Consider the following 22,597-nt stretch of genomic DNA (forward strand, 5'->3'; position numbering starts at 1 on the left):
GCCGCGGCCTGCATTTCCGCGTTTCGCGGCGTGTGTACGAACAGGTGCGCATGCAGGCGGGACACCAAAGGAGAGAGGAGCATCATGAATTCGATTACCGAGTCCGCGCGGCGTACTCGCAGCAAGACACCGCTCAACCGGTCGCAGATCGCCGGTTTCTGGGGCGCCTGGGCAGGCTGGACGCTGGACGGGATGGACTCGTTCATCTACGCACTCGTGCTCACGCCCGCGCTCACGGAGCTGTTGCCGCGTTCGGGCTACGAGGCGAGTGCGGCGAACGTCGGGCTTGCCGGCTCGATCCTGTTCGCGCTCTTCCTCGTGGGCTGGGGCCTGTCGTTCATCTGGGGGCCGCTCGCGGACCGCTACGGCCGCACGCGCGTGCTGGCCGGCACCATCTTCATGTTTGCGATCTTCACGGGACTTTCGGCCACCGCGCAGAGCGTGTGGTCGCTCGGCATTTACCGCTTTCTCGCGGGCGTGGGCATCGGCGGGGAGTGGGCGCTTGCGGGCACTTACGTAGCCGAATCGTGGCCTGAAGACCGCCGCAAGATGGGCGCGGGCTACTTGCAGACCGGCTATTACGCAGGCTTCTTCATTGCCGCCGCGCTCAATTACACGGTCGGTGTGCACTTCGGCTGGCGCGCCATGTTCCTCACGGGCGCGTTGCCGGTGGTGGTGGCGATTCTCGTGCTTACGCGCGTGGAGGAGCCGGCCAAGTGGCAGAAGTCGGAGGCGAGCCATGTGCATCGCGGCCGCCCCTTGCGTGAAATCTTCGGCGACGTTTACCGCATGCGCACCATCGTTGCGTGCGCGTTGCTGACCATCGCGATCATTGGCCTGTGGGCAGGCGCGGTCTATGAACCGTCCGCGGTGATCCAGCTGGCGACGAAGGCTGGTGCGAGCAAGGCCGAGGCGATCCGCACGGCTTCGATCGCCACAGGCATCCTGTCGATCGGCACGATCCTTGGCTGTCTCGCACTGCCGCCCATGGCCGAGCGCATTGGCCGCAAGTGGACGCTCGCCGTTTATTTCGCGGGCATGGCCGTGACGATCGCGGCGAGCTTCGGCTGGGCGTTCTACCTGGAGAACGGGCTCGTGCCGTTCATCGCGCTGCTCTTCGTGCTGGGCTTCTTTGGCGGCAACTTCGCGTTGTTCAGCCTCTGGCTGCCCGAGCAGTTCGAAACGCGTGTGCGTGCCACGGCGTTCGCGTTCTGCACGTCATTTGGCCGATTCGTGGGCGCGGGCGTGAACTTCCTGCTTGGCGCTGCGGTGCTGCATATGCACACGCTCGGCGTGCCGGTCGCGCTCACGGCGCTGGCGTTTGTTCTCGGCCTGCTGATCATTCCGTTCGCGCCGGAAACGAAGGGGCAAACGCTGCCTTCGTGAACCCGATACGCGGCGCGTAGATTAGCGCCGCGCCTTCACGAGCCTCGGCGGCAACAGGCGCCAGCCGAGATTGACCCCGAGGCTCGCCGCTACGATCAGTACCATGCCCGCAAGTTGCGGCACGCTCAGCGCGCGGCCGTAGACGATCGCATCGACGGCGATCGCAGTGAGCGGATACACGAACAGCAGCACGGCAATCACGGGCGTGGTCAACATCGGCAGCGCGCCGTAGATCAGCACGTACGACAGCCCCGTGTGCAGCACGCCCATACCCACGAGCCAGCCCCATTGCGTGGCCGAAATATGCGCGAGTTCGAGCGGCGCGAAAAAAGGCGCAATGAGCGGCAGGCACACCGACCCCACCACGCATTGTGTGAGCGTGAACAGATGCGGGCGAAAGTTGCGCAGGCTCTTGGCGATCAGCGTGACGCTCGCATAGAGCACCGAGCCGCCCAGCGACTCGCCAATGCCGATCATGTAGCTCGTGCGGTCGGCCACATGGCTTTCCGCGAGCACGCCGGAAGCGAGCACGAGCCCCACGAATGCAATGCCGATCCAGCCCAGCCGGTCGGCGCCCAGGCGCTCGTGAAAGAGCGCCGCGCCCATCAGCACGACCCAGAATGGCTGCACATGGAACACGACCGTCGAAACGGCGATGCTCGTGCGATGGATCGCGTCGAAGAAGGCCACCCACTGCGTGACCATCAGCACGCCTGCGATCACCGAGAGCGTGAGCGTGCGGCGCGTGAACTGCCGCGGCGAGAGCCAGCCCTTGTACGCGCAGTATCCGGCGAGCGCGAGCATGCCGAAAAAGCAGCGGAAGAACACGAGCGTGAGGGCGCCGAGGCGCGCCTCCTCGACGAACACGCCGATCGTGCCCATCAGGAGGCCGCCGCCCGCGAGCATGAGGACGCCTTGCTGGCGGTTTCCGTGATGTTCGGATTGCATGGCCGGAGCTCGGAATTCAAAAGGGGTTAGGAGACAGCCTAAGTATTCGCCAGTTGCGGGGCGTGAGCAAACGAATTAAATTGAAGAATTCCATCAACGCAGCTTATGAATGGGCTGCAAACCGCCCGTCCCGCATATGAACCCCGAATTCGATATCGATTTGCTGCGCACCTTCGCCGCCGTCGCGGACGCGGGCAGCTTCACGAAAGGCGCCGTGACCGTGCATCGCTCGCAGGCGGCCGTGAGCATGCAGATCAAGCGGCTCGAGCAGATGCTCGGCACCTCGCTATTCACGCGCGACACGCGCAATTTGGCGCTCACGCGTCCCGGTAACACGTTGCTCGAATATGCGCGGCGCGCGCTCGATCTGCAGGAGGAGGCGTGGGCGGCGCTGGTGCGGCCCGAGGTGACTGGGCGCGTGGTGCTCGGCGCGCCCGACGACTATATGGCGTCGCTGCTCTCGCCGGTGTTGCGGCGTTTTTCGACGCTCTATCCGCATGTGGAGATCGAGATCGTCTGTGCGCAGAGCGTAGCGCTCGGGCCGATGCTGGCGGACAACAAGATCGATATCGCGTTCGTCACGCGCGACCGCAAGATACGCGGCGAGTTCGTGCGGGCAGAGGATATGGTGTGGGTGGGGGCCGCCGCCGACCCCGCGCCGCTCGCCATTTCGCCGCTGCCGGTCGGGCTCTACGAACATGGCAGCGTGGCGCGCGCGCATACCGTGGCGGCGCTGGATGCCGCGCACATCCGCTACCGCGCCGCGTATAGCAGCGCGAGTTTGATGGGGCTGACGGCAACGGTGGAGGCGGGCATTGCGATCGTCGCGCTCACGCGTTGCAGCGTGCCGGCGCGCTTTGCGATCCTCGGCGAGGCGCAGGGCCTGCCGAAAATCGAGCCGCTGGAAATCGTCGTGGCGCGCAGCGTCAAATCGAATCGCCCGACTTGCGACTACCTCGCGCAGCAGATGGTCCAGGACCTTTCGGTGCCGCGTCAGCGCGGGTAGACGCTCACTTCGCCGCCCACCGCTAGCCGCACGCGCTCGCCTTCGCGTGGTGTACGGTAGCCGGGCACGCGTGCCCGAACCGTTGCGCACGCATCGATCAGTTGCAGCGTGAGGGCGGCGTCCTGACCCTGGAAGGTGATGGCGCTCACCACCGCTTCCAATGAGCCATCGCGCTGGGCGGATTCGGGCAGCACGTCGATCTGCTCGGGGCGCAGCATCACGTCTACGGCGCCTTCTGCGGCGTGCTGGTCTTGCTGGATCGGCAGCGCACCGAGCACGCAATGCGCCCGCCCGTTGGCCACGGTACCCGGCAGCAGCACCGCCTCGCCGATGAAGGCCGCGAGTTCGCGCGTGGCCGGGCGGCGGTAGAGCGTTTGCGGCGTCCCGCTTTGCAGCAGTTTTCCTTGCCACAGCACGGCAACTTCGTGGCCGAGCGAAAGCGCCTCGGCCTGATCGTGCGTCACGAGCACGGCGGTCGCGCCGGCGGCGGCGAGCGCGCGCGCCACGGCTTCGCGCGTTTCGACGCGCAGCGCGGCGTCGAGGGACGAGAACGGTTCGTCGAGCATCACGAGGCCGGGCGAGGGCGCGAGCGCGCGGGCGAGCGCCACGCGCTGCTGCTGTCCGCCCGAGAGTTGCTGCGGCGCGCGCGATGCATAGGATTCCGGAAGACCGACGAGTTCGAGCAATTCAGCCACGCGATGGTGCGCTCGGCGCTGCGCACGCGGCAGGCCGAACACGATGTTCTCGGCGACCGTGAGGTGCGGAAAGAGCGCGCCCTCTTGCGGCACATAGCCGATATGTCGCTGCTCGGTCGGCAGATGCAGCCGGTCGCCGGCCACACGGCGGCCGTCGATTTCGATCGTGCCGGCGTCGGCGCGCTCGAAGCCGCACAGCACGCGCAGCAGCGTGGTCTTGCCGCTGCCCGAAGGCCCGAGCAGCGCGACAAGCGAACCCGAGCGCACGGAAAGGTCGATGCCGTGCAGGACCGGGTGGCCGTCGAAGGCCTTTTGGAGGCCGGAAATGCGAAGTGTGCTCATAGGTGAGGCTCAGGCGTCGCTGGGCGGCGCGTTGTTCGTATCGACCGGCATATTCACCGTTGCCTGGCCGGCAAGCGCGGAGCGGCCCGCAAACGCGAACAGTAGGCCCGAAGCGGCAAGCGAAAGCGCGGTGAGCAGGGCGGCATAGGGCGCGGCGGCTGCGAAGGCGAGCGTCGAGGTGTCGGTCCAGACCTGTGTGGCGAGCGTGTGCGTGCCGATGGGCGCGAGCAGCAGCGTGGCGTTGAGTTCGGTGACCACCGAGATGAACACCATCGAGGCCGCCGCGCCAAGGCCGGGACCCGCGAGCGGCAGCACGACGCGGCGCAACGTTGCGAACCAGCCGAGACCCAGTGCGCGCGCCGTATCTTCGAGGCGCTGCTGCGCTTGCATGAGCGCCGCGCGCACGCTCACGAGCGCGAGCGGCAGACAGAGGATCGCGTACGCCGTAATCAGCAGCGTGGTGCCTTGATAGAGCGGTTCGAGCGCGCGCACGGCGAGCGAAACGATGGCCAGCGCGATGACGAGACTGGGTACGCCCTGCGCAATGAAAGCCGTGCGTTCGAGAAACGTGGCCGCGCGGCCGGGATAGCGCGCAAGCAGATACGCGAGCGGCAGCGCGAGCAGTACGGTGAAAAACGCGGCCGTGAGGCCGAGGCGCAGCGAAGCGAACGTGGTCGAGACCAGCAATTCGGGCGAGACATCGGCGGGCGTGATCGCGGCAGCGCCTGGCTGCGTGAGCCAGTAGCCGATCATCGCGAGCGGCACGCCGAGCGTGGCCACATTGAGCGCGACGAAACCCGCCGCGACGGGCCAGCGCCAGCGACCGAGCGCATGGCGCGCGCTCGCGCGCCGCGCGCCGCGATCCACGCGCTCGTAGCGCGAGCGTCCGCGCACGCGAAACTCGAGCACGAGGCACACGAGGCAAAGCAGGATCAGCACGCAGGCCAGCAGCGAGGCGCCGCCGCCATCGAAGCTCGTGCGGTACTCCGCATAGATCTCAGTCGTGAACGTGCGAAAGCGCAGCAGCGTGAACGCGCCGAATTCGGACAGCACGCCGAGCGCGACGAGCAACATCGAGCCCAGCAGCGCAGGCCGCAATTGCGGCAGCACGACGCGCACGAAAACGGCCCAGCGGTTGCAGCCGAGTGCGCGCGCCGATTCTTCGAGCGCGGGGTCGAGGCCGCGCAGCGCGGCGGCCACGGGCAGGTAGACGAGCGGGAAATAGGCCGTCGTGATGACGATGAACGCGCCGAGAAAGTCCTGCAAATCGAGGCTCAGCGAGACCCACGCGTAGCTCGTGACGAACGCGGGCATGGCGAGCGGCGCGGCGGCAAGGAGCGCCCATGCGCGCCGCCCCGGCACGTCGGTGCGTTCCACGAGCCACGCCACCGCGGTGCCGAGCACCGCAGAAGCGAGCGTGGCCGAAACGGTGATCGAGAGCGTGTTGACGAGCAACTCGCCCACCAGCGGCCGGAAGATCAGCTCGGCGGCGTCGGCCAGACCAAAGGACAGCGCGCGCCAGAACGTCAGCGCGAGCGGCAGCAGCACCAGCAGCGGGCCGAGCGCGGCGGCGGCAAAGAGCGCGCGCGGCGCACGCCGCCGCGCGCGTGGGGGAGGGCCCCCCGCGACATCCACTTGATGAGACTTTGGCACGGCCTGTGCCGTCGAAACTGCTTCGCTCACGATCTTGCTTCGTACTCCATGCCGGTTACAGCAGGCCAGCCTGACGCAGCAGCTTGCCTGCCTGGCTGTCGTCGCCGAGCTGCTGGATGGTCAGCGCGGGCGGCTTGAGCTGGTCGAACGGCTTGTTGATGGGGTCGCTCGCCACGCCGGGACGCAGCGGGTACTCGTAGCTGATGTGGTCCTGCGCCATCAGCTTCTGTGCACGCTCGCTCACGAGGTAGGCGAGGAACTTCTGCGCACCGTCCACATTGTGCGCGGACTTCATCACGGCGGCACCCGAAACGTTCACGAGCGCGCCCACGTCGCCGTCGGCGAAATGCGCGACGGCGCTTCGCGTCTTCTTGTCGCCGAGTTCGGCGTGCAGGCGGTCCCAGTAGTAGTTGTTGATGATGCCGGTGGCGACCGCGCCGCGATTCACGGCAGCGACCACGCCTTCGTCGTCGTCGAAGATCTGCGAGTTGGTCTTCAGGCCCTTGAGCCATTCGAGCGTCGCGGCTTCGCCCTTCACGGCGAGCACGGCGTCGACGAGCGGCAGGAAGTCGGCGTCGCTCGGCGCGATGCCGACCTTACCCTTCCATTCGGGCTTGGCGAGATCGAAGATCGATTTCGGCAATTGCGCCGGCTGCACCTTGGCCGTGTTGTACACGAGCACGTTCTCACGCGCGGTCACGCCCACCCATTGTCCTTGCGGCGAGTTGAAACGCGCGGGCACGGATGCGAGCGTCGCTTGCTGCACGGGGGCGAGCAGGCCCTTTTCTTCCAGCAGCATCAGCTCGGGCGAGTTCTCGGTGAAGTAGACGTCGGCGGGCGTCTTCTCGCCTTCGGCGACGAGTTGCGCCGCGAGCGCCGGGCCTTCGCCGCTGCGGATCTTCACGTCGATGCCAGTCTGCTGCTCGAAGTCTTTCGCGAGCTGGTTCACGACCTGTTCGTGCTGCGCGTTGTAGAGCGTGATCGAGGCCGCATGTGCGGCGAGCGGCAGCATGCCTGCAAGCGCGAGCGAGAGGGCGGCGGCGCGCAGCGGTGCGCGCATCATGGAAATTTTCATATTGCTTCGTTGTCCGTTGTTATCGATTGAACTCAAGCGCTGAATAGCTCCGCGCCAATGAACGAGCCCGCTTTCGCGCCGGGCGGGCATGCGAAGATCGCGCTGCCCACGTGCGTCGTGAACTGGTTCATCATGTCGAACTTCGCGAGCTTTTCGTTGATCGGAATGAAACCCGTACGCGGGTCGCCCTGGTGGGCGACGAAGATGAGGCCCGCGTCATATTCGGTCTCCTGGCGCCACGGCGGCCAGCGTTCGATATAGAAGTCTGTGCTGTCGTTGTACGAGTATGAGCGGCGCAGGATCTGTGCGCCGTTGTTCGAGCCGCGGTTCGACAGACGGACGTGCGAGTTTTCCGGAATCAGCGGATTGCCGTCCTTGTCCTGCGCATCGAGATCGACGTTGTCGAATTCCTTCTTCTGGCCGATGGGCGCGCCGCTGTACTTGTGGCGGCCGAACACCTGCTCCTGGAAGCCCAGTTCCATCTGGTCCCAGTGCTCCAGCGTGATACGGATGCGGCGCACCACCGTATAGGTGCCCCCTTGCATCCACGGCGCGTCGGCGGCCGTGGCCCAGACGAACTGGTTCATCGCCTTCGGGTCCGTGGTCGGCGGGTTGTTGGTGCCGTCCTTGAAGCCCATGAGGTTGCGCGGCGTCTGCGCGCGCGGGCCCGAAAGAAAGCCTGCCTGGCCCCAGCGCATCGTCAGGATTCCGTAGCCTTGGCGGGCGAGCTGGCGCACCGCGTGGAAGGCGACCTGCGCGTCGTTGGCGCACGCCTGCACGAAGAGATCGCCGCCGGTCTTTTGCGCGATCAGCTGGTCGCCGTTGAAGCGCGGCAGATCGACGAGCGCGGCAGGGCGCTTGTGCGCGAGACCGTAGCGGTCCTTTTCCTGTGAAGTGAAGAGGCCGGGACCGAAGCCGAACGTGACCGTGAGGCCCGCCGGGCCGAGGCCCAGCACGTCGCCGGAATCGGGCGCGGGGTGGTCGTCGCCGGTGTAGTCGAGCGCGGCTGCCGGTTGCGCCTGGCTCATGCGCGCCGCGGACTCCGTCCACTTGCGCAGCAGGTTGATGACGTCGTCGCGCGAGGTCGTCGTGAGGTCGAAGGCCGCGACATACGTGTGCGCTTGCTGCGGCGTCACGATGCCGCCCTGGTGCTCGCCGTAGAACGGCTCGACGGCGAGCATCGGGTCGGCGGCCATGGCGTGGTGCTTCGCCTCGGCGGCCTGGGCGAGGCCGCTCGAGGCCGCGCCTGCGCCAAGGCTCGCACCGAGCGCGGCACCGGCTTTCAGGAAGCCGCGCCGCGATGGTTTGTTGGGGGTATCGTCGGAGGACATGATTATTTAGCCAGCACGAGAGTGTTCACGTCGTCTTCCACGTAGTAGAAGCCGTCGCCCGCCGGGGTCAGCGCGATGCCGAAGAGGTCGCCGTTGCCCGGAGGGGTTTGCGCCTTGTCGGTATCGATCCAGCGCGCGTAGAGCTGCTTCGCCGCCGCCGGGTCGATCTCGACGACCTGGCCGTTCAAGGCATTCGTCACGAGCAGGTGCCCCTGCGGCGTCGCGATCATGGCGAGCGGGCGGTGCAGCAGGCCGTCTGCGGTGAGCTGGCGGCCCACGCCCGCGCTGGTGTCGCGCGTGAGCGGGTCTTCGATCACGTTGATGCGGTTGCCGATCGCGTCCGATACATAGAGCAGCTTGTTGTCCGCCGAAAGCGCGAGACCGGTCGGGCCGACGAGGAACACGCCCTTGTCCGCCTGCGCGCCGAAGCCGCTCGCCACCACGGTTTCGCTCTTCACGACCGGCGCCTGGCCGCTCGGGATGTCGAGGTCGAGGCGCAGCACCGTGGCCTGTTTGAACACGGGCGGGTTGCCGTCCGCGCCGCCCACACCGAAGCCCGCGTTGCTCACGAACAGCGTGGCGTGGTCGCCGTTGTCGACCACGGCCATGTTGCCCCACGGGTCATTGATATTTGGACTGCTGATGACCTTGTTGATCTTGCCGCTGCTGTCGAGCACGATCATGCAGCCCGCGCCCTTGGTGCCGGTCGTGCCGTCGTTGCTCGGCGTGCTGCCCACGATGACCCAGCCCGACTTGAGCATCGTCATCGCGGTCGAAAGGCCGACGCCACCGGGGCATTCCTTGAGATCGCGCGGAATCGTCGCGAACAGGGTCATCTGCTTCGTGTCGGGGTGATAGTCGACGATCGTGCTGCCGGTGCCCTGCAGGTTGGCTGCATTGTTGAAGTTGTCGATCAGCACGTCGCCTTCCTTCACCGTACCGGCGGATACCGGCGCGACGAAGATCGCGTACGGGTTCTGGTCGCCGTTGTCGGGCACGGTGTTGATGAGCGTGGTGTGATGCTTGACGGTCTCGAGCAGGCCCTGCGGGTCGGCGTGAGCGGCGAGCGGCGCGCCGGCGAGCGCCGCAGCGGCGGCAAGCGCGAGCGCGGAGCGGGCCGCGTGGACCGTGCATTGCAGGAGCGTGCGCGTAGCGTATTTCATACTGAATCTCCGTGCCTCGCGCGACCGCAGCGTATGCGGTTGGGAAAACGCGAGGACTTGGGGTTGAACATGGGTCGGTTGCGCTTTCTCGGGCTTAGAACGTGATGTTGGTCCGCACGCCCACCACGAACGTGTTGCGCAGCGGCGCGGTCGGATCCTGCGGATTCTGGCCGGCACCCGCGTTGAAGGTGTATTGCGCGTCGGCCTGGATAATCCACCACGGCGTGACCTGATACTGATAGGTGGCTTCGAGCGCCGTTTCCTGCGTGCGCACGCCGTAAGGACCGCCGGTGAACATCTGCTGGTCGAGGTCGAGGTTGTGCACGTTGTTGCCAACCTTGATGTACGTGGCGGCGAGACCCACGCTGTCGTTGTCGCGGCCCTTGAACGGCGCCTTCATCACGATGCCGAGGTTGGCCGCGAGGCTCACGAGATTGCGGTCGCCGGGTGCGCCCATTACGCGCGCAAATACACCGATGCTGCGCGGTTCGTCCGGATCGGGACGCCAGATCATCTGGTCGGCCACCGCGTAGAAGCTGTAGTTGCCCTGGTGCTGCGCCGCGACGCCGGTCGATGCCGGATTCGCGAGCGAAAGCCCCGTGTTGTCGAAGCGCTGGTCGGCGAACGCGTTGTTGTTGTACCAGAAGCCCACCTTGTAGGTGCCGGGCAGGCTGCGATTGTCCGCGCTGACCAGTTCGCCTTCGGACGGCTGGTTGATGGCGTATTGCAGTTCGCCGATCCACAACGTGCCGTTGTGCAGATTGAAGTTCGTACCACTAAGGTTGTTCGGATCGTTGCCGAGCGGGTCGCCTGAGAACACGCCTGCGAGCGCCGTCAACGAGGGTGTGATCTGTCCGCGCACCCGCACGCCGAGACCCGCGAGCGGATAGGCGGGACCGCCCGAGGGCATGTCGTACGAAGGCAGCGCGGGCCAACCGAACATCGTGTTCATGAACAGCGCCCCGTACTGGCTCACGATGAATTCCTGGTCGAGACTCTGCTGACCGATCTTCACGTCTAGGCGTTTGTTGAAGAACGATTGCTGGTACCACAGTTCCCACAGGCGCGTGGTCGGCGTCGCTTCGATGCCGCTCGCCGTGTTCAGCGTGCCGAGGTTCGACGTGCTCAGGTTGGTGCCGTGGATCTGCAGGGCGCTCACGTTGAAGAGGCCGCCCGGAATGCCGAGCGCCTTGCTCGTGTCGACCTGGACCGTCGCCGTCGTGAGGCCGTCGTACGCGCCGCCGGTCTTCAGGCCGCCGCGCAGGTTAGCGAGGTACTCGCTCGTCTCCGTGAGCTGGAATGTGACACCGTATTTGCCGAGCCAGGGGCGCAGGCCGCCCATGTCGCCGAGCATGGTCTGGCGCGTCCAGATGCCGGTCCAGAAGCTGGACGGCTGCGCCTGAATGGCGAGGTCGGCTTCCGGTGCTTCAGGGGCGGCGTCGGGGTTTGCATTGCTCTGCGCGCGGGCGGCTCCACACGCGAATGTCGCGCTCGCGGCAAGCACCGCAATGGCGCGCAACGCCGGTGCACGCCGGCGCGCCAGGCGGCCTGGCGCTGCGCTGCGCGAGCAGGCCAGCGCAGGCGCGCGGACGGTTCGGGTCAATTCCATCGTATTCCTTACTTATTGAAATGTTTGCTTGATTGATCGCGTTGGCGTTTGTTATTCGCAAGCCGCTGAATACCCGACATCTCCAGACGGCGCCAATCGTACTAATAGCGAATGCGAGCGTCAACAAAAACGAGAATGATTCTCAACTGTTTTACGCTTGCTTTACGCGGCGTCATCGGAAGCCTTACGAATGCCTGTCTTGTGTGCGTTTTTTCATTACAGATCGTTAGTTTTCGACGAATTAGTCAGGCGAATGAAGTCGCTTATCATCTCGGGTGTGAAGGGCCGTTCACCGCTCAAACTTCAAAACACACAGCCTCCATGACTGACATTTCCACACGCTACGAACTCGATCTCGACCCGTACTTCGCCCGCATCGGTTACGACGGTCCGCGTGCAGCGACGCTCGCTGTGCTGCGCGAGTTGCACCGTCTTCATCCGCTTGCCATTGCGTTCGAGAATCTCGATCCGCTCGCCGGGCGGCGCGTGTCGGTCAAGTTGCCGGACATCGTCGAGAAGCTCGTCGCGCGGCATCGTGGCGGCTACTGCTTCGAGCACAACACCTTGTTCGCGCATGTGCTCATGCAGCTGGGCTTCGCGGTGACGCCGCTATCGGCGCGCGTGCTGTTGGGCCAGGCGCCGGGCGCGAGCACGCCGCGCACGCACATGCTGCTGCGCGTGGAGGCGCAAGGCGATTCGTGGCTCGTGGACGTGGGTTTTGGCGGCGCGACGCTGTGCACACCGCTTTCGCTGTCGACCGAAGCGGAACAGCAAACGCCGCACGAACCGGCGCGCCTCGTGACGCTTGGCGCGAATGAGCGCAAGCTCGAACTGTTCGATGGCGAGAAATGGTTTGACGTCTATCGCTTCGAATTGACGCCAGCGGAATGGGTCGACTACGAAGTGGCGAACTGGTACACGTCGGCGTCGCCCGATTCGTTCTTCACGTTCAGCCTGATCGCGTGCATGGCGCGCGAAGGCGGCCGTGCGATCCTGTTCAACGATCGCTTTACCGAACGCGACGCGCAAGGCCAGGTGAGCGAGGAGCGTACGATTACAAATGGAGCGGAGCTCGCGCTGTGTCTGCGCGAACGCTTCGGCATCGATCTCGCGCGCGGCGATGCGGCGCAGCGTATCGACGCCGACGCGCTATACGCGCGCATGACTTCGCACAGCGCGAAACAGTAAGCGCGGGTAAGCACGCCAAAGGATGCTCCGCCCGCGTGCAAGGAGGGCATCATGACTGAGCTGAAAATGACGAAAGCGCTAATGGCGAAGCTGTTCGTGCAAGTCGTGGTCTGGTTCGGGTTGATGGGCGTGCTGCTGTTCGCTTCGGCGGGCACGCTGGCCTGGACGGCGGCGTGGCTGTGGCTCATCGAGTGGGCGTTGTGCGGCGTCTGGATCGGGCTGTGGCTCGGGCGTGAAGATCCGGGCCTCCTTGTCGAGCGGCTCGCGCCGTTTGCCCAACGCACGCAGCAACCGTGGGACCGCGTGTTCATGCTGTGCGTTTCGGTGGGATTTTGCGCGTGGCTGTGCCTGATGGGCATCGACGCCGTGCGCATGGGCTGGTCGCGCGTGCCGCTGTGGCTCAGCGTGCTCGGCGCCATCTTCATCTTCGTCGATATCTACGCGACGCGAGCGGTCTTCGCAGCGAACCGCTTTGCGGCGCCCGTGGTGAAGATTCAGAGCGAGCGCGGGCATACGGTGAGCGACACCGGCCCGTATGCCTATGTGCGTCACCCGATGTATGGCTTCGCGCTGCTCTTTCTCGTTGGCACGCCGCTCATGCTCGGGTCGTGGTGGGGGCTCGCTTGCGTGCCGGTCATGGTCGTGGGGATCGGCTATCGCGCAGTGCGGGAAGAACAGACGCTCGCGGAGAATTTGCCCGGCTACCGCGAGTATCTGGCGCGCGTGCGCTATCGCTTCGTGCCGGGCGTGTGGTAACCGGGTAGTGCGAGACTAGCGCGCAGCGGGCGTAGTGAGCGCTTGCGCGTAACGGCGATAAAGCCACGCGAGCGCCGTGGTGGTAAGCAGCGCGAACACAATATTGCCGATGCTCTGGCCAACGGCGAGCGCGGTGAGCCAACCGGGCGTGCGCACGATTTCAGGCGAGACGCCCGCGAGGCCCATGCCGATCAGCACGACCAGGCCGCACACCGCGATGGGCAGCGCGGCGACCAAGGTGACGCCAAAGAGGCTCCAGAAGTGCCCGCGGCTGTCGCGCCATGCTGCACCGAAGGCGATCGGGCTGCCGATCGCAAGCGCGGGAAAGAGCAGAGAGAGGCGCACCGCGACGAACATCCAGATCGCGATGACCACCAGAAAGAGGAACGCGGCGCCCCCCTGGTACTGAGGCCGCAGCACGACCCACAGCAAGAGCGCGAATGCGCCGAGCGCGACCGCCAGAATGAGGCCGACCGCGAAAATACGCAGGAAGGGCTTGGCGCCCGCCGGCATGAGCGGCGCACTGCGCTCGCCTAGCAGCACGAAGCGCGAGACCTTGAGCGTGAACCAGAGGTAGATGAGCGAATTCAGGAGCGAGGCGAGATTGCCAAGCACAATGAGCCCCGCGGAGGGCGTCGCGCCTTCGGTCGGCACGGGCCGCCCGGCAAGCCCGAACCAGCCGAGCGCCGCGTAGATCACGAAGGTCCCCGCGATGAGAACCGGCATTTGCACGGCGGCCTGCCAGGCGCTCGCCCACGCGCGCTTGACGCATTCCATGAAGGTCATCTGTTGCATGAAGGTTTCACACGGGTGACAGAGAGCCTACAGTCTAACGCGGCGCCGTAAAATCGAGCGTGCTCGTGCATATCACTTCACGGCGAACAGCGTGAGGTTCATAAAAACCTTGAACGCGAAGCCGAGCGACACGGCCGCGCCCACGCCCGCACACCAGAGGAGTACGAACCATAGCCAGCCGGGCAGCGCGCGGCGAGCGGTGTTAGTCGCAGTGTTAGTGGTAGTGATGGGTGTCGCCATGACGCACCTTGCCTCTAAAGACCCAGTAACCGAGCATCGTGTACGCGAGGATGATCGGCAGAATGAACGCTGCGCCCGCAAGCGTGAACATCTGGCTTTCGCGCGGCGCGGCTGCTTGCCACAGCGTGAGGCCCTGCGGAATCGCGTAAGGCCACAGGCTCACGAGCAGGCCCGCATAGCCGAGCAGCACGAGCCCGATCGCCGCGATGAAGGGCGTCTTGTGATGGCGCGCATGCACGGCCCAGCGCATCCACGCGGCACACGCGAGCACGAGCAGCGGCACCGGCGCGAGACGCCAGAAGAGGCCCGAACGGAACCAGCGTTCGGCAATGGCCGTGTCCTGCAGCGGCGTCCACAGGCTCACGAGCGCGATGAAGCCGAGCAGCATGACCGTGAGCGGCCAGACGAGCTTGCGCAGGCGGCGCTGCAGGTCGCCCTCGGTCTTCGCGACGAGCCAGCAGCAACCGAGCAACGCGTAGGTCGCGACGAGCCCGAAGCCCGAGAGCAGGCTGAAGGGCGTGAGCCAGCCGAAGGCGTCGCCGGCGAACTGGCCGCCGTCCATCGGAATGCCTTGCAGGAAGGCGCCGAGCGCGATGCCCTGGAAGAACGCCGCACCCGTCGAGCCGCCGATGAACGCGAGATCCCACAAATGCTTCGTGCGATTGGCCTTGGCGCGGATCTCAAACGACACGCCGCGGAAGATCAGGCACGCGAGCATGAAGACGAGCGGCAGGTAGAGCGCGGAAAGCACGGTCGAGTACACCACGGGAAACACGGCGAAGAGCCCCGCGCCGCCGAGCACGAGCCAGGTCTCGTTGCCGTCCCACACGGGGGCGACCGTGTTCATCATGAGATCGCGCTCTTCCTCGTCGGGAAAGAGCGGAAACACAATGCCGATGCCGAGATCGAAGCCGTCCAGCACCACGTAGAGAAGAACGCCGAGCGCGATGATCGCGGCCCAGATGACGGTGACATCCATTTGCTTGCTAGCCTCGTAACGATGAATGCGGGGAGCGTCAGGCGTCGATCAGCTGATCGGCGGCGGACATGGGGCGGCGTGCGGGCTGACTCACGGCGAGCGCCGGGAGAGCCACGTGCGGTTCACGCGGTTCGTGGGGCGAATGCGGCTTGGCGTCGGGCAGTGCAGGACCTTTGCGCAGCAGCTTGAGCAGGTAGTAAATGCCCGTGCCGAACACGAGGAAGTACACCGCCACGAACGCCATCAGCGAAACGCCTACCTGTTGCGCCGTGAGCGGCGACACCGCTTGCGCCGTGCGCATCACGCCATAGACCACCCAGGGCTGGCGGCCCGCTTCGGTCGTGACCCAGCCCGCGAGCAGCGTGATGAAGCCTGTCGGGCCCATGGCGAGCACGAAGCGCTGGAAATTGCGCGATTCGTAGAGCGTGCCTCGGCGGCGCAGCACCCAGCCCATCACGCCGAGCAGAATCATCAGGAGGCCTAGACCGACCATCACGCGGAAGCTCCAGAACAGGAGCGGCGAATTGGGACGCTCGTCGGCGGGGAAGGACTTGAGTCCCTTGATCTCGCCGTCCCAGCTATGCGTGAGGATCAGGCTGCCCAGGTGCGGAACAGAAACCGCGTAACGCGTCGTTTCCGCCTGCATGTCGGGAATGCCGAACAGATTGAGCGCGGTGCCGCCTTGTTCGGTATCCCAAATGCCTTCGATCGCGGCGATCTTGGCGGGCTGGTATTCGCGCGTGTTCAGGCCGTGCGCATCGCCCACGAAGGCTTGCACCGGCGCGAGCACGAGCAGCAGGCCGAGCGCCATCGAGAACATCTTCTTGATGGCGGGGTCGCGCCGCCCCTTGAGGAGATGCCATGCGCCGCTCGCGGCCACCACGAGCGCGGCCACGATGAACGCGGCGATCGCCATGTGCGCGAGACGGTACGGGAACGACGGATTGAAGATGATCTTGAACCAGTCCACCGGGACGACGTGGCCATCGACGATCTTGAAGCCTTGCGGCGTCTGCATCCAGCTATTCGAGGCGAGGATCCAGAACGTGGAAATGAGCGTGCCGATGGCGACCATCAGCGTCGCGCCGAAGTGGGCGCGCGGGCTCACGCGGTTCCAGCCGAACAGCATGATGCCGAGGAAACCCGCTTCGAGAAAGAACGCGGTCATGACCTCGTACATGAGCAGTGGCCCGGTGATGGGACCCGCGAACGACGAGAAGCCCGACCAGTTGGTGCCGAACTCATAGCTCATGACAACGCCGGACACGACGCCCATGCCGAAGGCTACGGCGAAGACTTTCGACCAGAAGAGGTAGAGGTCCTTGTAGAACGGCTGGCGCGTTTTGAGCCAGCAGGCTTCGAGCACGGCGATGAAGCTCGCGAGGCCGATGGAGAGCGCCGGAAAGACGATATGAAACGAGACGGTGAAGGCGAACTGCAGCCGGGCCAGGTCGAAGGCGGATAGTGACGTGTGCATGTGCGTGCCTGTTGCTTGCTTACCGGGAAATGCGCGGGGAGAAACTGCGCACTGCATCACAGTGGGGGCGCTGTGGTTGCGTGCGATGGACGTAAGCGTAGGGGAACGGCGGCGGTTTTGCTGCACTGCGACGTGCGCCAGCGTGTCGCAGTCGTCAATCTCTACGAGACGAAAACATGCGCTAACGCATTGATAAAGATCAATTTAGATTAAACGCTCGTTGTGCAGACGGGAGACGCGAGAGGTGTGGCGCTGCGTCAATACACCGCGCAGCCGCATGGGGTGCGGCAATGCGCCTCGGGGCGCGGCGTAAGCAATCGTGCGGGGGAGGATTCAGGCGCGCCTGGCGGCGCAATCGGTGCGTGCGCCGCCAGGCGGAAAAGATAAGGAATGCGATGGAAATGGCAACGTCAGCGCGGATCGCTCCACAGCTTGCCGGCCGTCGCCCAGTTTTCAGGCTTCACGTCGTGAAAGATGATGTCGACGGACTGTGGCTCGACGCCGAGCACCTTGCAGGTGGTCTCGGTCAGTGCGGCGGCGAGCTGGCGCTTCTGTTCGACGCTGCGGCCTTCGAACATTTCGATGTGGAATGTCGGCATGCGGGTCTCCTTGAAAACTCAGTGATGCGATGGAATCGGCGAGGTTAGTCGCGGTATGACGAATCGATGCGATCGAGCTTGCGCAGCAGCGCCGGCCATTCGAGCACGCCTTCGATCGCTCCGCCGTCGCGCAACTGCTCGGCTGTGCGTTCGGCCACCGCGGGCGGCGGCAAGACGAGCGGCACGCCGCCCGCCTGCGCCTGCAGCTGGATTTCGCAGGCCTTGATGAGCGTCGCCATCAGCACATAGGCCTCGGCTACCGTGCGGCCGGTCGTGAGCGTGCCGTGATTGCGCAGCAGCATGGCAGGGTTGTCGCCCAGGTTCGACGTGAGGCGCGCGCCTTCGGCCGGAGAGAAGGCGAGGCCTTCGTAGTCGTGCCACGCGAGCTGGCCGTAAAAACGCAGCGCGTGCTGCGAGGCGGGCAGGAGGCCGTCGCGCTGGATCGACACGGCAATGCCCGCCGTATTGTGCAGATGCATCACGCACACGGCGTCGGGCCGCGCGAGATGCACGGCCGCGTGCAGTGCGAAGCCGGTGGCGTTCACGGGGTGGTCGCTCTCGCCGACGATGCGGCCTTCGGTGTCGATCTTCACGAGGTTCGAGGCGCGCACTTCGTCGAAGGCGAGGCCGAACGGATTGATGAGGAAGCGGCCGGGTTCCCCGGGCACGGCGGCGGACACGTGCGTGTAGATGAGGTCGTCCCAGCCATTGAGTGCGATGAGGCGGTAAGCGGCGGCGAGATCGACGCGCAGTTGCTGCTCGGCGGCGGAGCGCGGTGCGGTCTCGGCGCAGGTGCTCGTCGGGCGATGGGCGAAAGACATGGCGATTCCTTCAGCGGACGGTGGACTCTTCAGACGGCCTGGATGACGCAGACAGCGCGCGCAGGCGTCGCGCCGCCGTGTGTACGCTCCAGCTTGCGAACACGAACGGCGCGGTCAGCGCGGGCAGTCCGCAGCGCACGGCGGCCAGATGCAGGGCTGCGGCGAGCATGGTCGCACAGATCGCGGCGCGCGTGCCGAGCGCGCAGACTGCGAGCGCGGCGAGCGCGCCGTTGAAGCCCGCGAGGCCCGCGCTGAAGGCGTCCGGGCTCGCGCCGCACGCGAGTTCGAGGGCGCTGGCAAGCGCCGCGCCGCCGAGCGCATAGGCGGCCGCGCGGCGCGACGACCAGGCGAGGCCCGCGAGCACGCACAGGCCCGCCGCCGCGCCCGATGCAAAGGTGGTTTGCGCGAGACCGCTCAACACGCCGGCAGCGGCGTGCGCTGCGGCCGCGAGCGGCGTGTCGTGCGGCGCTGCGGCGAGTGCGCTGGCGACCGGGTCGCTACCGGGATGCAGCGGCAGCCAGATCCAGGTCGCGATCAGGCAGGGCGCGGAATACAGACCGAGCTGCGCGCGAGCGAGACTGCGGTTCAACGGCCCGGCGATCCACGCGCTCGCGCCGCCCGCGATGAGCGCGAGCGCGGCCGCCGTGCCCGCATCGCCGACGAAGGTGAACGCCGCGAGCGCGGCGAGCGCGCCGTTGTAGCCCGCGAGGCCGTCGCGGATCGCCGGTTCCGGGTGGCCTGCCACGACCGCGCAGACGTTGGCCGCGGCGGCGCCGAGCAGGGCGGCGAACGCAAGCCGCCAATCCGTGAGCGCGAGCGCCGCGAGCAGGCACACGCCCGTCCCCGCATGCGCTTGCAGCACGATCTGGCCGAGGCTGCGCAAAAGCGCGGGCAATGCGGGACCCGCGGCAGTATCGGCAATGGCGCCGGAAGCGGCGGAAAATCGGGCGGACATGGCGAAGGCGTGGCGTGCGGAAACGGGCGAGTACGGCCCCGGTGCGAGGCACACGGACGGCCAGAATGCGAGCATAGGCGATGCGGCCCGCCTCGCGCATGCGCGCACATTGATAGTCGCTATTTGCGGGCGCGTTACGATACGCGCACGGCGGTCATGATGGTCACTGTGGAGGCGAACGATGCGTGAAGTGCGTTGGGCATCCGAAACGGGCGAGGGCATCGAGCATCTGGCGTTCGATGCGCATTGCGGCCCGAAATTTGGCGAAAGAGGCGACACGATCCGCGCGGAAAGCGTGGTCGTCGGCGAGCGCTACGGCAAGTCTTATGGCCTGGCCTACGCCATCGAGTGCGACGCGCACTGGCGCGTGCGCTGGGCGGCGTTTCGCGTGATGGGCGGCGCATCGCTCGTGCTGCGCAGCGACGGCAAGGGTCACTGGACCGACGGCGAAGGCCGCGAACTGAAAGCGCTCGACGGCTGCATCGACATCGATATCGCCGCGACGCCGTACACGAACACGCTGCCTATCCGGCGTCTGGGCCTCGCGCGCGGCGAACGCCAGCCGATCCGCGTGGTATACATCGCCGCGCCCGATCTGGAGCCCAAGCCTGTCGAGCAGGCCTACGTGTGCATCGAGCGCGATCGCGAGTACCGCTACGAGGGCATCTTCCGCGACTTCACGGCAAACCTGCGCGTGGACGAAGACGGGCTCGTGATCGACTATCCCACGCTGTTCCGGCGCTTACCGCCGGCGGAGCGGTAAAACGCGGCGATCAATCGCTTAAGCCGCGCCGCCCGCGCTTTTGCCGAACAGCAGCTGCTCGATCAGCGTGTTGTCGATGGTCTCGTTATTGAGCGTGCGCGCGAGCAGTTCGCCCGCCAGCAGTTGCGGCGAAAACACCATGTCCGGCTGCAACAGCCGCAGCCGCTGCAAGTTGCGGCTGTCGTTCACGAGCGCCACGGTGCGCACCTTCGGCGCGATTTCCTTGATCGCGAGAATCACGAAGGCGTTCTCGGCATCGTCCGAGCGCAGCGCGAGCGCGGCGAGCGCGGTTTCGGCGCCTGCGTCGTGCAGCGTGGCCGTGTCGCTCGCATCGCCGACGATGAGGTCGGCCTCGGCCGGATAGTTGTGCGGCGTATTCGGCGCGACGATCACGGTCGCCGCGTAGCCGCGCTTGATGAGCCCCGCATACACGCTATGCGCGAGCGGCGAAGCGCCGACGATTAGATAGTGGTTCTTGCGGGTCACGTTGGAAATGCCTCCCTTCACGATGCGTTTTAAATGCCCGCCGATCACGGGCCCGACCACGGCGCTGATCGACGTCGCGAACACGGTGATGCCGAGCACGATGATCGAGGCCGTGAAAAGCCGCGCGGTGTCCGAGCGCGGCACGATATCGCCATAGCCGACCGTGGACATCGACACGATCGAGAAGTAGAACGCCGTGACGAGATTGCGGATAGGCGGGTCGAAATTGTCGCCGAGATACAGCGAGCCGAACACCGCGTAGACGACCAACGAGCCAATGCTCAGGAATGCGAACAAGGAGCCGACGGCGACGCTCGCGCGGTCGAAGCGGCGCCAGTAGTAGATGAGCGCGCAGGCCAGTGCGAGCGAGAAGCCGGCGAGCGCGTGGCTGCGGTAGTCGCCCCACAGGCAAATGCTGGCCGCGCCGGCGAGCAGCACCAGCGAGAGCGCCCACGCCACGCGCGCCCGCAGCGCGATGCCGAACGACATCATCGTGAGACCGGTGGCGACCAGCGCCTGGGGAAGCGCGAGCACACCGAACGCGTTGATGAGCGTGATCCAGTCGTCGAACCAGTTGCCGCGCGCGTGTTCGAGCGCCTTCTGCGCGACCGGGCGCACCAGCAACAGGCCATCGATCACGAGCAGCAAGGCCAGGTAGCCGTGCGGCACGAGCCCTCTGGCGTAGCCGCGCAGGCGGCGCGCGTACGCGTTCATTGCTGCTGCGCTTGTTGCGTCGGTTGCGTGGGCTGCGTCGGTTGCTCCGGTTCTGCCGGTTGTGGCTGCACGATGTGCAGCTCGCGCGTGCGCAGGGGCAGTGAGAAGTGCGCGTCGTTGAGCGTCTGGCGCACCTGGCGTGACAGCTCCCAGCGCATTTCCCAGAACGTGTCGATGTTCGACCACACGCGCACGTTGAGCACCGCGGTGCTGTCGTCGAATCGCGTCACCATCACTTGCGGCGCGGGCGAGGCCAGCACGCGCGGGTCGGCGGCGGCGAGCCCGCGCAATGCGTCGATGGCGCGGTTCACGTCGTCGCGCACCGACACTTCCACTTCGAGGTCGAGCCGACGCGTGGGATTGCGGCTGTAGTTGCGGATCGAATTGCTCCACAGCGCGCTATTCGGCACGTATTCGCAGATGCCGTCGGGCTTCGTGAGGCGCGTGGTGAAGAGGTTGACTTCCTCGACGGTGCCCGCGACGCTGGCGCCAGCGCTGCCGTCGATATAGTCGCCCACCTTGAACGGCCGCAACAGCAACAGCATGATGCCTGCCGCGATGTTCTGCAGCGTGCCTTGCAGCGCGAGACCGATGGCGAGACCGGCCGCGCCGAGCACCGCGACGATGCTGGCGGTCTGAATGCCGATCTGCGAGAGCGCGCCGATCACGGCGACGAGGCGCACGCCCCACACGGCCGTGTCGCGCACGATGGGTCGCAGCGTCGGGTCGATGCCGCTGCCGCGCCGTTTGATCCAGTTGCCTACGCGGCGGGAGAGCCACCAGCCGAACCAGAGGATCGCCGCGGCCGCGCACAAGCGCAGCGCGAGCGCGGAAAGCGCGTCCCACAGGAAGCCCCAGTTGGACGGGTGCAGGTGTTCGAGGAGGGGTTGCATGGCGAATCGGTCCTTGTCTTCGGAGCCAAGGGTCTGGCTCCGTTGCGAAAGGACGTATTGTACGAGCGGCGTTTTGCTTGCGGCGCGCGAGCGGCTTGCCGGAGCGCGTTCGAGCGTGGCGCGTCAGCCTTTGAAAGGCGGCGTATCCGCGCCTGGCCCGAGCGTGCGCTGCATGAGCGCGGTGTCGCGCCACTCGCCGTGCTTGAAGCCGACGCCGCGCAGCGTGCCGGTCAGTTCGAACCCAAGACGCTCGTGCAGTTTGAGCGAGCCGCCGCGCGGGTCGGCGACCACGGCGATCATCTGCCGCCACGGGCCTGCCTCGCAGCGCTCGATCAGCGCGCCCAGCAGGGTGTGGCCGAGTCCGCGGCCGCGAAACGCCTCGTCGATATAGATCGAGTCTTCCACCGTGAAGCGGTACGCCGGGCGCGGCCGGTAGGGCGTGGCGTAGCAGTAGCCCGCCACGCTGCCGTCGATCTCGGCGACGAGCCAGGGCAGGCCATGCTCGCGTACGGCGGCGTGGCGGCGCAGGAGTTCGTCGAGCGAGGGCGGCGTCTCCTCGAACGACGCCGTGCCGTGCAGCACGTGGTGCGCGTAGATCGCAGTGATGGCGGGAAAGTCGTCGGCGGTGGCGTCGCGCACGTGCGCGTCGGAGTGTGGGTTCATCGGCTGGAACGAGGCGCGAAGGCACAGGAGAAGGAGGTTTGCATCCCTCACTATGCCTTG

General features: G+C 66.2%; 22 protein-coding genes. 5 read left to right on the top strand and 17 right to left on the bottom strand.

Features of this window, described 5'->3' with window-relative positions:
- The first annotated feature begins 84 nt into the window (after positions 1-84).
- Positions 85-1,386 (top strand): MFS transporter, encoded by a 1,302-nt coding sequence (locus VSR72_RS18260; protein ID WP_342953757.1) that lies wholly within the window; start codon positions 85-87, stop codon positions 1,384-1,386.
- A gap of 21 nt (positions 1,387-1,407) precedes the next feature.
- On the opposite strand, the gene VSR72_RS18265 is transcribed toward VSR72_RS18260, so the two are convergent.
- Positions 1,408-2,334, bottom strand: a complete 927-nt coding sequence (locus tag VSR72_RS18265; RefSeq protein WP_342953758.1) for a DMT family transporter — start codon at positions 2,332-2,334, stop codon at positions 1,408-1,410.
- Positions 2,335-2,470: 136 nt separating this feature from the next.
- Here VSR72_RS18265 and VSR72_RS18270 point away from each other — a divergent pair, with 136 nt between their 5' ends.
- The gene (locus tag VSR72_RS18270; protein ID WP_342953959.1) at positions 2,471-3,340 is read left to right on the top strand and encodes a LysR family transcriptional regulator; all 870 of its coding nucleotides are present in this window, start codon (positions 2,471-2,473) and stop codon (positions 3,338-3,340) included.
- On the opposite strand, the gene VSR72_RS18275 is transcribed toward VSR72_RS18270, so the two are convergent.
- The 6 genes from VSR72_RS18275 to VSR72_RS18300 form a co-directional block, all read right to left on the bottom strand.
- Positions 3,328-4,377 carry an ABC transporter ATP-binding protein gene (locus VSR72_RS18275; protein ID WP_342953759.1) on the bottom strand — a complete coding sequence of 350 codons (1,050 nt, stop codon included), beginning with the start codon at positions 4,375-4,377 and terminating at the stop codon, positions 3,328-3,330. The genes VSR72_RS18270 and VSR72_RS18275 overlap by 13 nt on opposite strands.
- A 9-nt stretch (positions 4,378-4,386) precedes the next feature.
- On the bottom strand, positions 4,387-6,030 hold the full coding sequence (locus tag VSR72_RS18280; RefSeq protein ID WP_342953960.1) for an iron ABC transporter permease: 1,644 nt from the start codon (positions 6,028-6,030) through the stop codon (positions 4,387-4,389).
- A gap of 55 nt (positions 6,031-6,085) precedes the next feature.
- Positions 6,086-7,105, bottom strand: coding sequence for an iron ABC transporter substrate-binding protein (locus tag VSR72_RS18285; RefSeq protein ID WP_342953760.1), 1,020 nt, complete (start codon positions 7,103-7,105; stop codon positions 6,086-6,088).
- Between the two features lie 32 nt (positions 7,106-7,137).
- Positions 7,138-8,436 carry an iron uptake transporter deferrochelatase/peroxidase subunit gene (gene efeB / locus VSR72_RS18290; protein ID WP_342953761.1) on the bottom strand — a complete coding sequence of 433 codons (1,299 nt, stop codon included), beginning with the start codon at positions 8,434-8,436 and terminating at the stop codon, positions 7,138-7,140.
- Between the two features lie 2 nt (positions 8,437-8,438).
- A complete protein-coding gene (locus tag VSR72_RS18295; RefSeq protein WP_342953762.1) occupies positions 8,439-9,599 on the bottom strand; it encodes a hypothetical protein in 1,161 nt (386 codons plus the stop codon).
- Positions 9,600-9,693: 94 nt separating this feature from the next.
- A complete protein-coding gene (locus VSR72_RS18300; RefSeq protein WP_342953763.1) occupies positions 9,694-11,208 on the bottom strand; it encodes a carbohydrate porin in 1,515 nt (504 codons plus the stop codon).
- A 321-nt stretch (positions 11,209-11,529) separates the two neighbouring features.
- Between VSR72_RS18300 and VSR72_RS18305 the strand changes: the two genes are divergently transcribed.
- Positions 11,530-12,396: an arylamine N-acetyltransferase gene (locus VSR72_RS18305; RefSeq protein ID WP_342953764.1), complete on the top strand. Its 867-nt coding sequence runs from the start codon at positions 11,530-11,532 to the stop codon at positions 12,394-12,396.
- Between the two features lie 51 nt (positions 12,397-12,447).
- Positions 12,448-13,152 carry an isoprenylcysteine carboxylmethyltransferase family protein gene (locus tag VSR72_RS18310; protein WP_342953765.1) on the top strand — a complete coding sequence of 235 codons (705 nt, stop codon included), beginning with the start codon at positions 12,448-12,450 and terminating at the stop codon, positions 13,150-13,152.
- A gap of 15 nt (positions 13,153-13,167) precedes the next feature.
- Here VSR72_RS18310 and VSR72_RS18315 read toward each other — a convergent pair whose 3' ends face one another.
- The 7 genes from VSR72_RS18315 to VSR72_RS18345 form a co-directional block, all read right to left on the bottom strand.
- Entirely contained in the window at positions 13,168-13,947 is a 780-nt protein-coding gene (locus VSR72_RS18315; RefSeq protein WP_342953766.1) for a hypothetical protein, read from the bottom strand.
- 72 nt (positions 13,948-14,019) lie between these two features.
- A complete protein-coding gene (locus tag VSR72_RS18320) occupies positions 14,020-14,187 on the bottom strand; it encodes a hypothetical protein (RefSeq protein ID WP_342953767.1) in 168 nt (55 codons plus the stop codon).
- A complete protein-coding gene (gene cydB / locus VSR72_RS18325; RefSeq protein ID WP_342953768.1) occupies positions 14,162-15,166 on the bottom strand; it encodes a cytochrome d ubiquinol oxidase subunit II in 1,005 nt (334 codons plus the stop codon). The genes VSR72_RS18320 and cydB overlap by 26 nt, the downstream gene beginning before the upstream one ends.
- 37 nt (positions 15,167-15,203) lie before the next feature.
- Positions 15,204-16,643, bottom strand: a complete 1,440-nt coding sequence (locus VSR72_RS18330; protein ID WP_342953769.1) for a cytochrome ubiquinol oxidase subunit I — start codon at positions 16,641-16,643, stop codon at positions 15,204-15,206.
- Positions 16,644-17,053: 410 nt separating this feature from the next.
- Positions 17,054-17,242, bottom strand: a complete 189-nt coding sequence (locus VSR72_RS18335) for a 4-oxalocrotonate tautomerase (RefSeq protein ID WP_028205614.1) — start codon at positions 17,240-17,242, stop codon at positions 17,054-17,056.
- Between the two features lie 44 nt (positions 17,243-17,286).
- Positions 17,287-18,063 carry a class II aldolase/adducin family protein gene (locus VSR72_RS18340; RefSeq protein ID WP_342953770.1) on the bottom strand — a complete coding sequence of 259 codons (777 nt, stop codon included), beginning with the start codon at positions 18,061-18,063 and terminating at the stop codon, positions 17,287-17,289.
- Positions 18,064-18,073: 10 nt separating this feature from the next.
- On the bottom strand, positions 18,074-19,093 hold the full coding sequence (locus VSR72_RS18345) for an urea transporter (RefSeq protein ID WP_342953771.1): 1,020 nt from the start codon (positions 19,091-19,093) through the stop codon (positions 18,074-18,076).
- A 106-nt stretch (positions 19,094-19,199) separates the two neighbouring features.
- On the opposite strand from VSR72_RS18345, the gene VSR72_RS18350 reads away from it, so the two are divergent.
- On the top strand, positions 19,200-19,781 hold the full coding sequence (locus VSR72_RS18350) for a putative glycolipid-binding domain-containing protein (RefSeq protein ID WP_342953772.1): 582 nt from the start codon (positions 19,200-19,202) through the stop codon (positions 19,779-19,781).
- A gap of 18 nt (positions 19,782-19,799) precedes the next feature.
- Here VSR72_RS18350 and kch read toward each other — a convergent pair whose 3' ends face one another.
- The 3 genes from kch to VSR72_RS18365 all read right to left on the bottom strand — a co-directional run bounded on the left by kch (position 19,800) and on the right by VSR72_RS18365 (position 22,537).
- The gene (kch, locus tag VSR72_RS18355; protein ID WP_342953773.1) at positions 19,800-20,981 is read right to left on the bottom strand and encodes a voltage-gated potassium channel protein; all 1,182 of its coding nucleotides are present in this window, start codon (positions 20,979-20,981) and stop codon (positions 19,800-19,802) included.
- Positions 20,978-21,874 carry a mechanosensitive ion channel family protein gene (locus VSR72_RS18360; protein ID WP_342953774.1) on the bottom strand — a complete coding sequence of 299 codons (897 nt, stop codon included), beginning with the start codon at positions 21,872-21,874 and terminating at the stop codon, positions 20,978-20,980. The genes kch and VSR72_RS18360 overlap by 4 nt, the downstream gene beginning before the upstream one ends.
- Before the next feature lie 123 nt (positions 21,875-21,997).
- Positions 21,998-22,537, bottom strand: a complete 540-nt coding sequence (locus VSR72_RS18365) for an N-acetyltransferase family protein (RefSeq protein WP_342953775.1) — start codon at positions 22,535-22,537, stop codon at positions 21,998-22,000.
- Between the last annotated feature and the right edge of the window lie 60 nt (positions 22,538-22,597).

Source organism: Paraburkholderia sp. JHI869 (genome assembly GCF_038900775.1).
Taxonomy (GTDB): domain Bacteria; phylum Pseudomonadota; class Gammaproteobacteria; order Burkholderiales; family Burkholderiaceae; genus Paraburkholderia.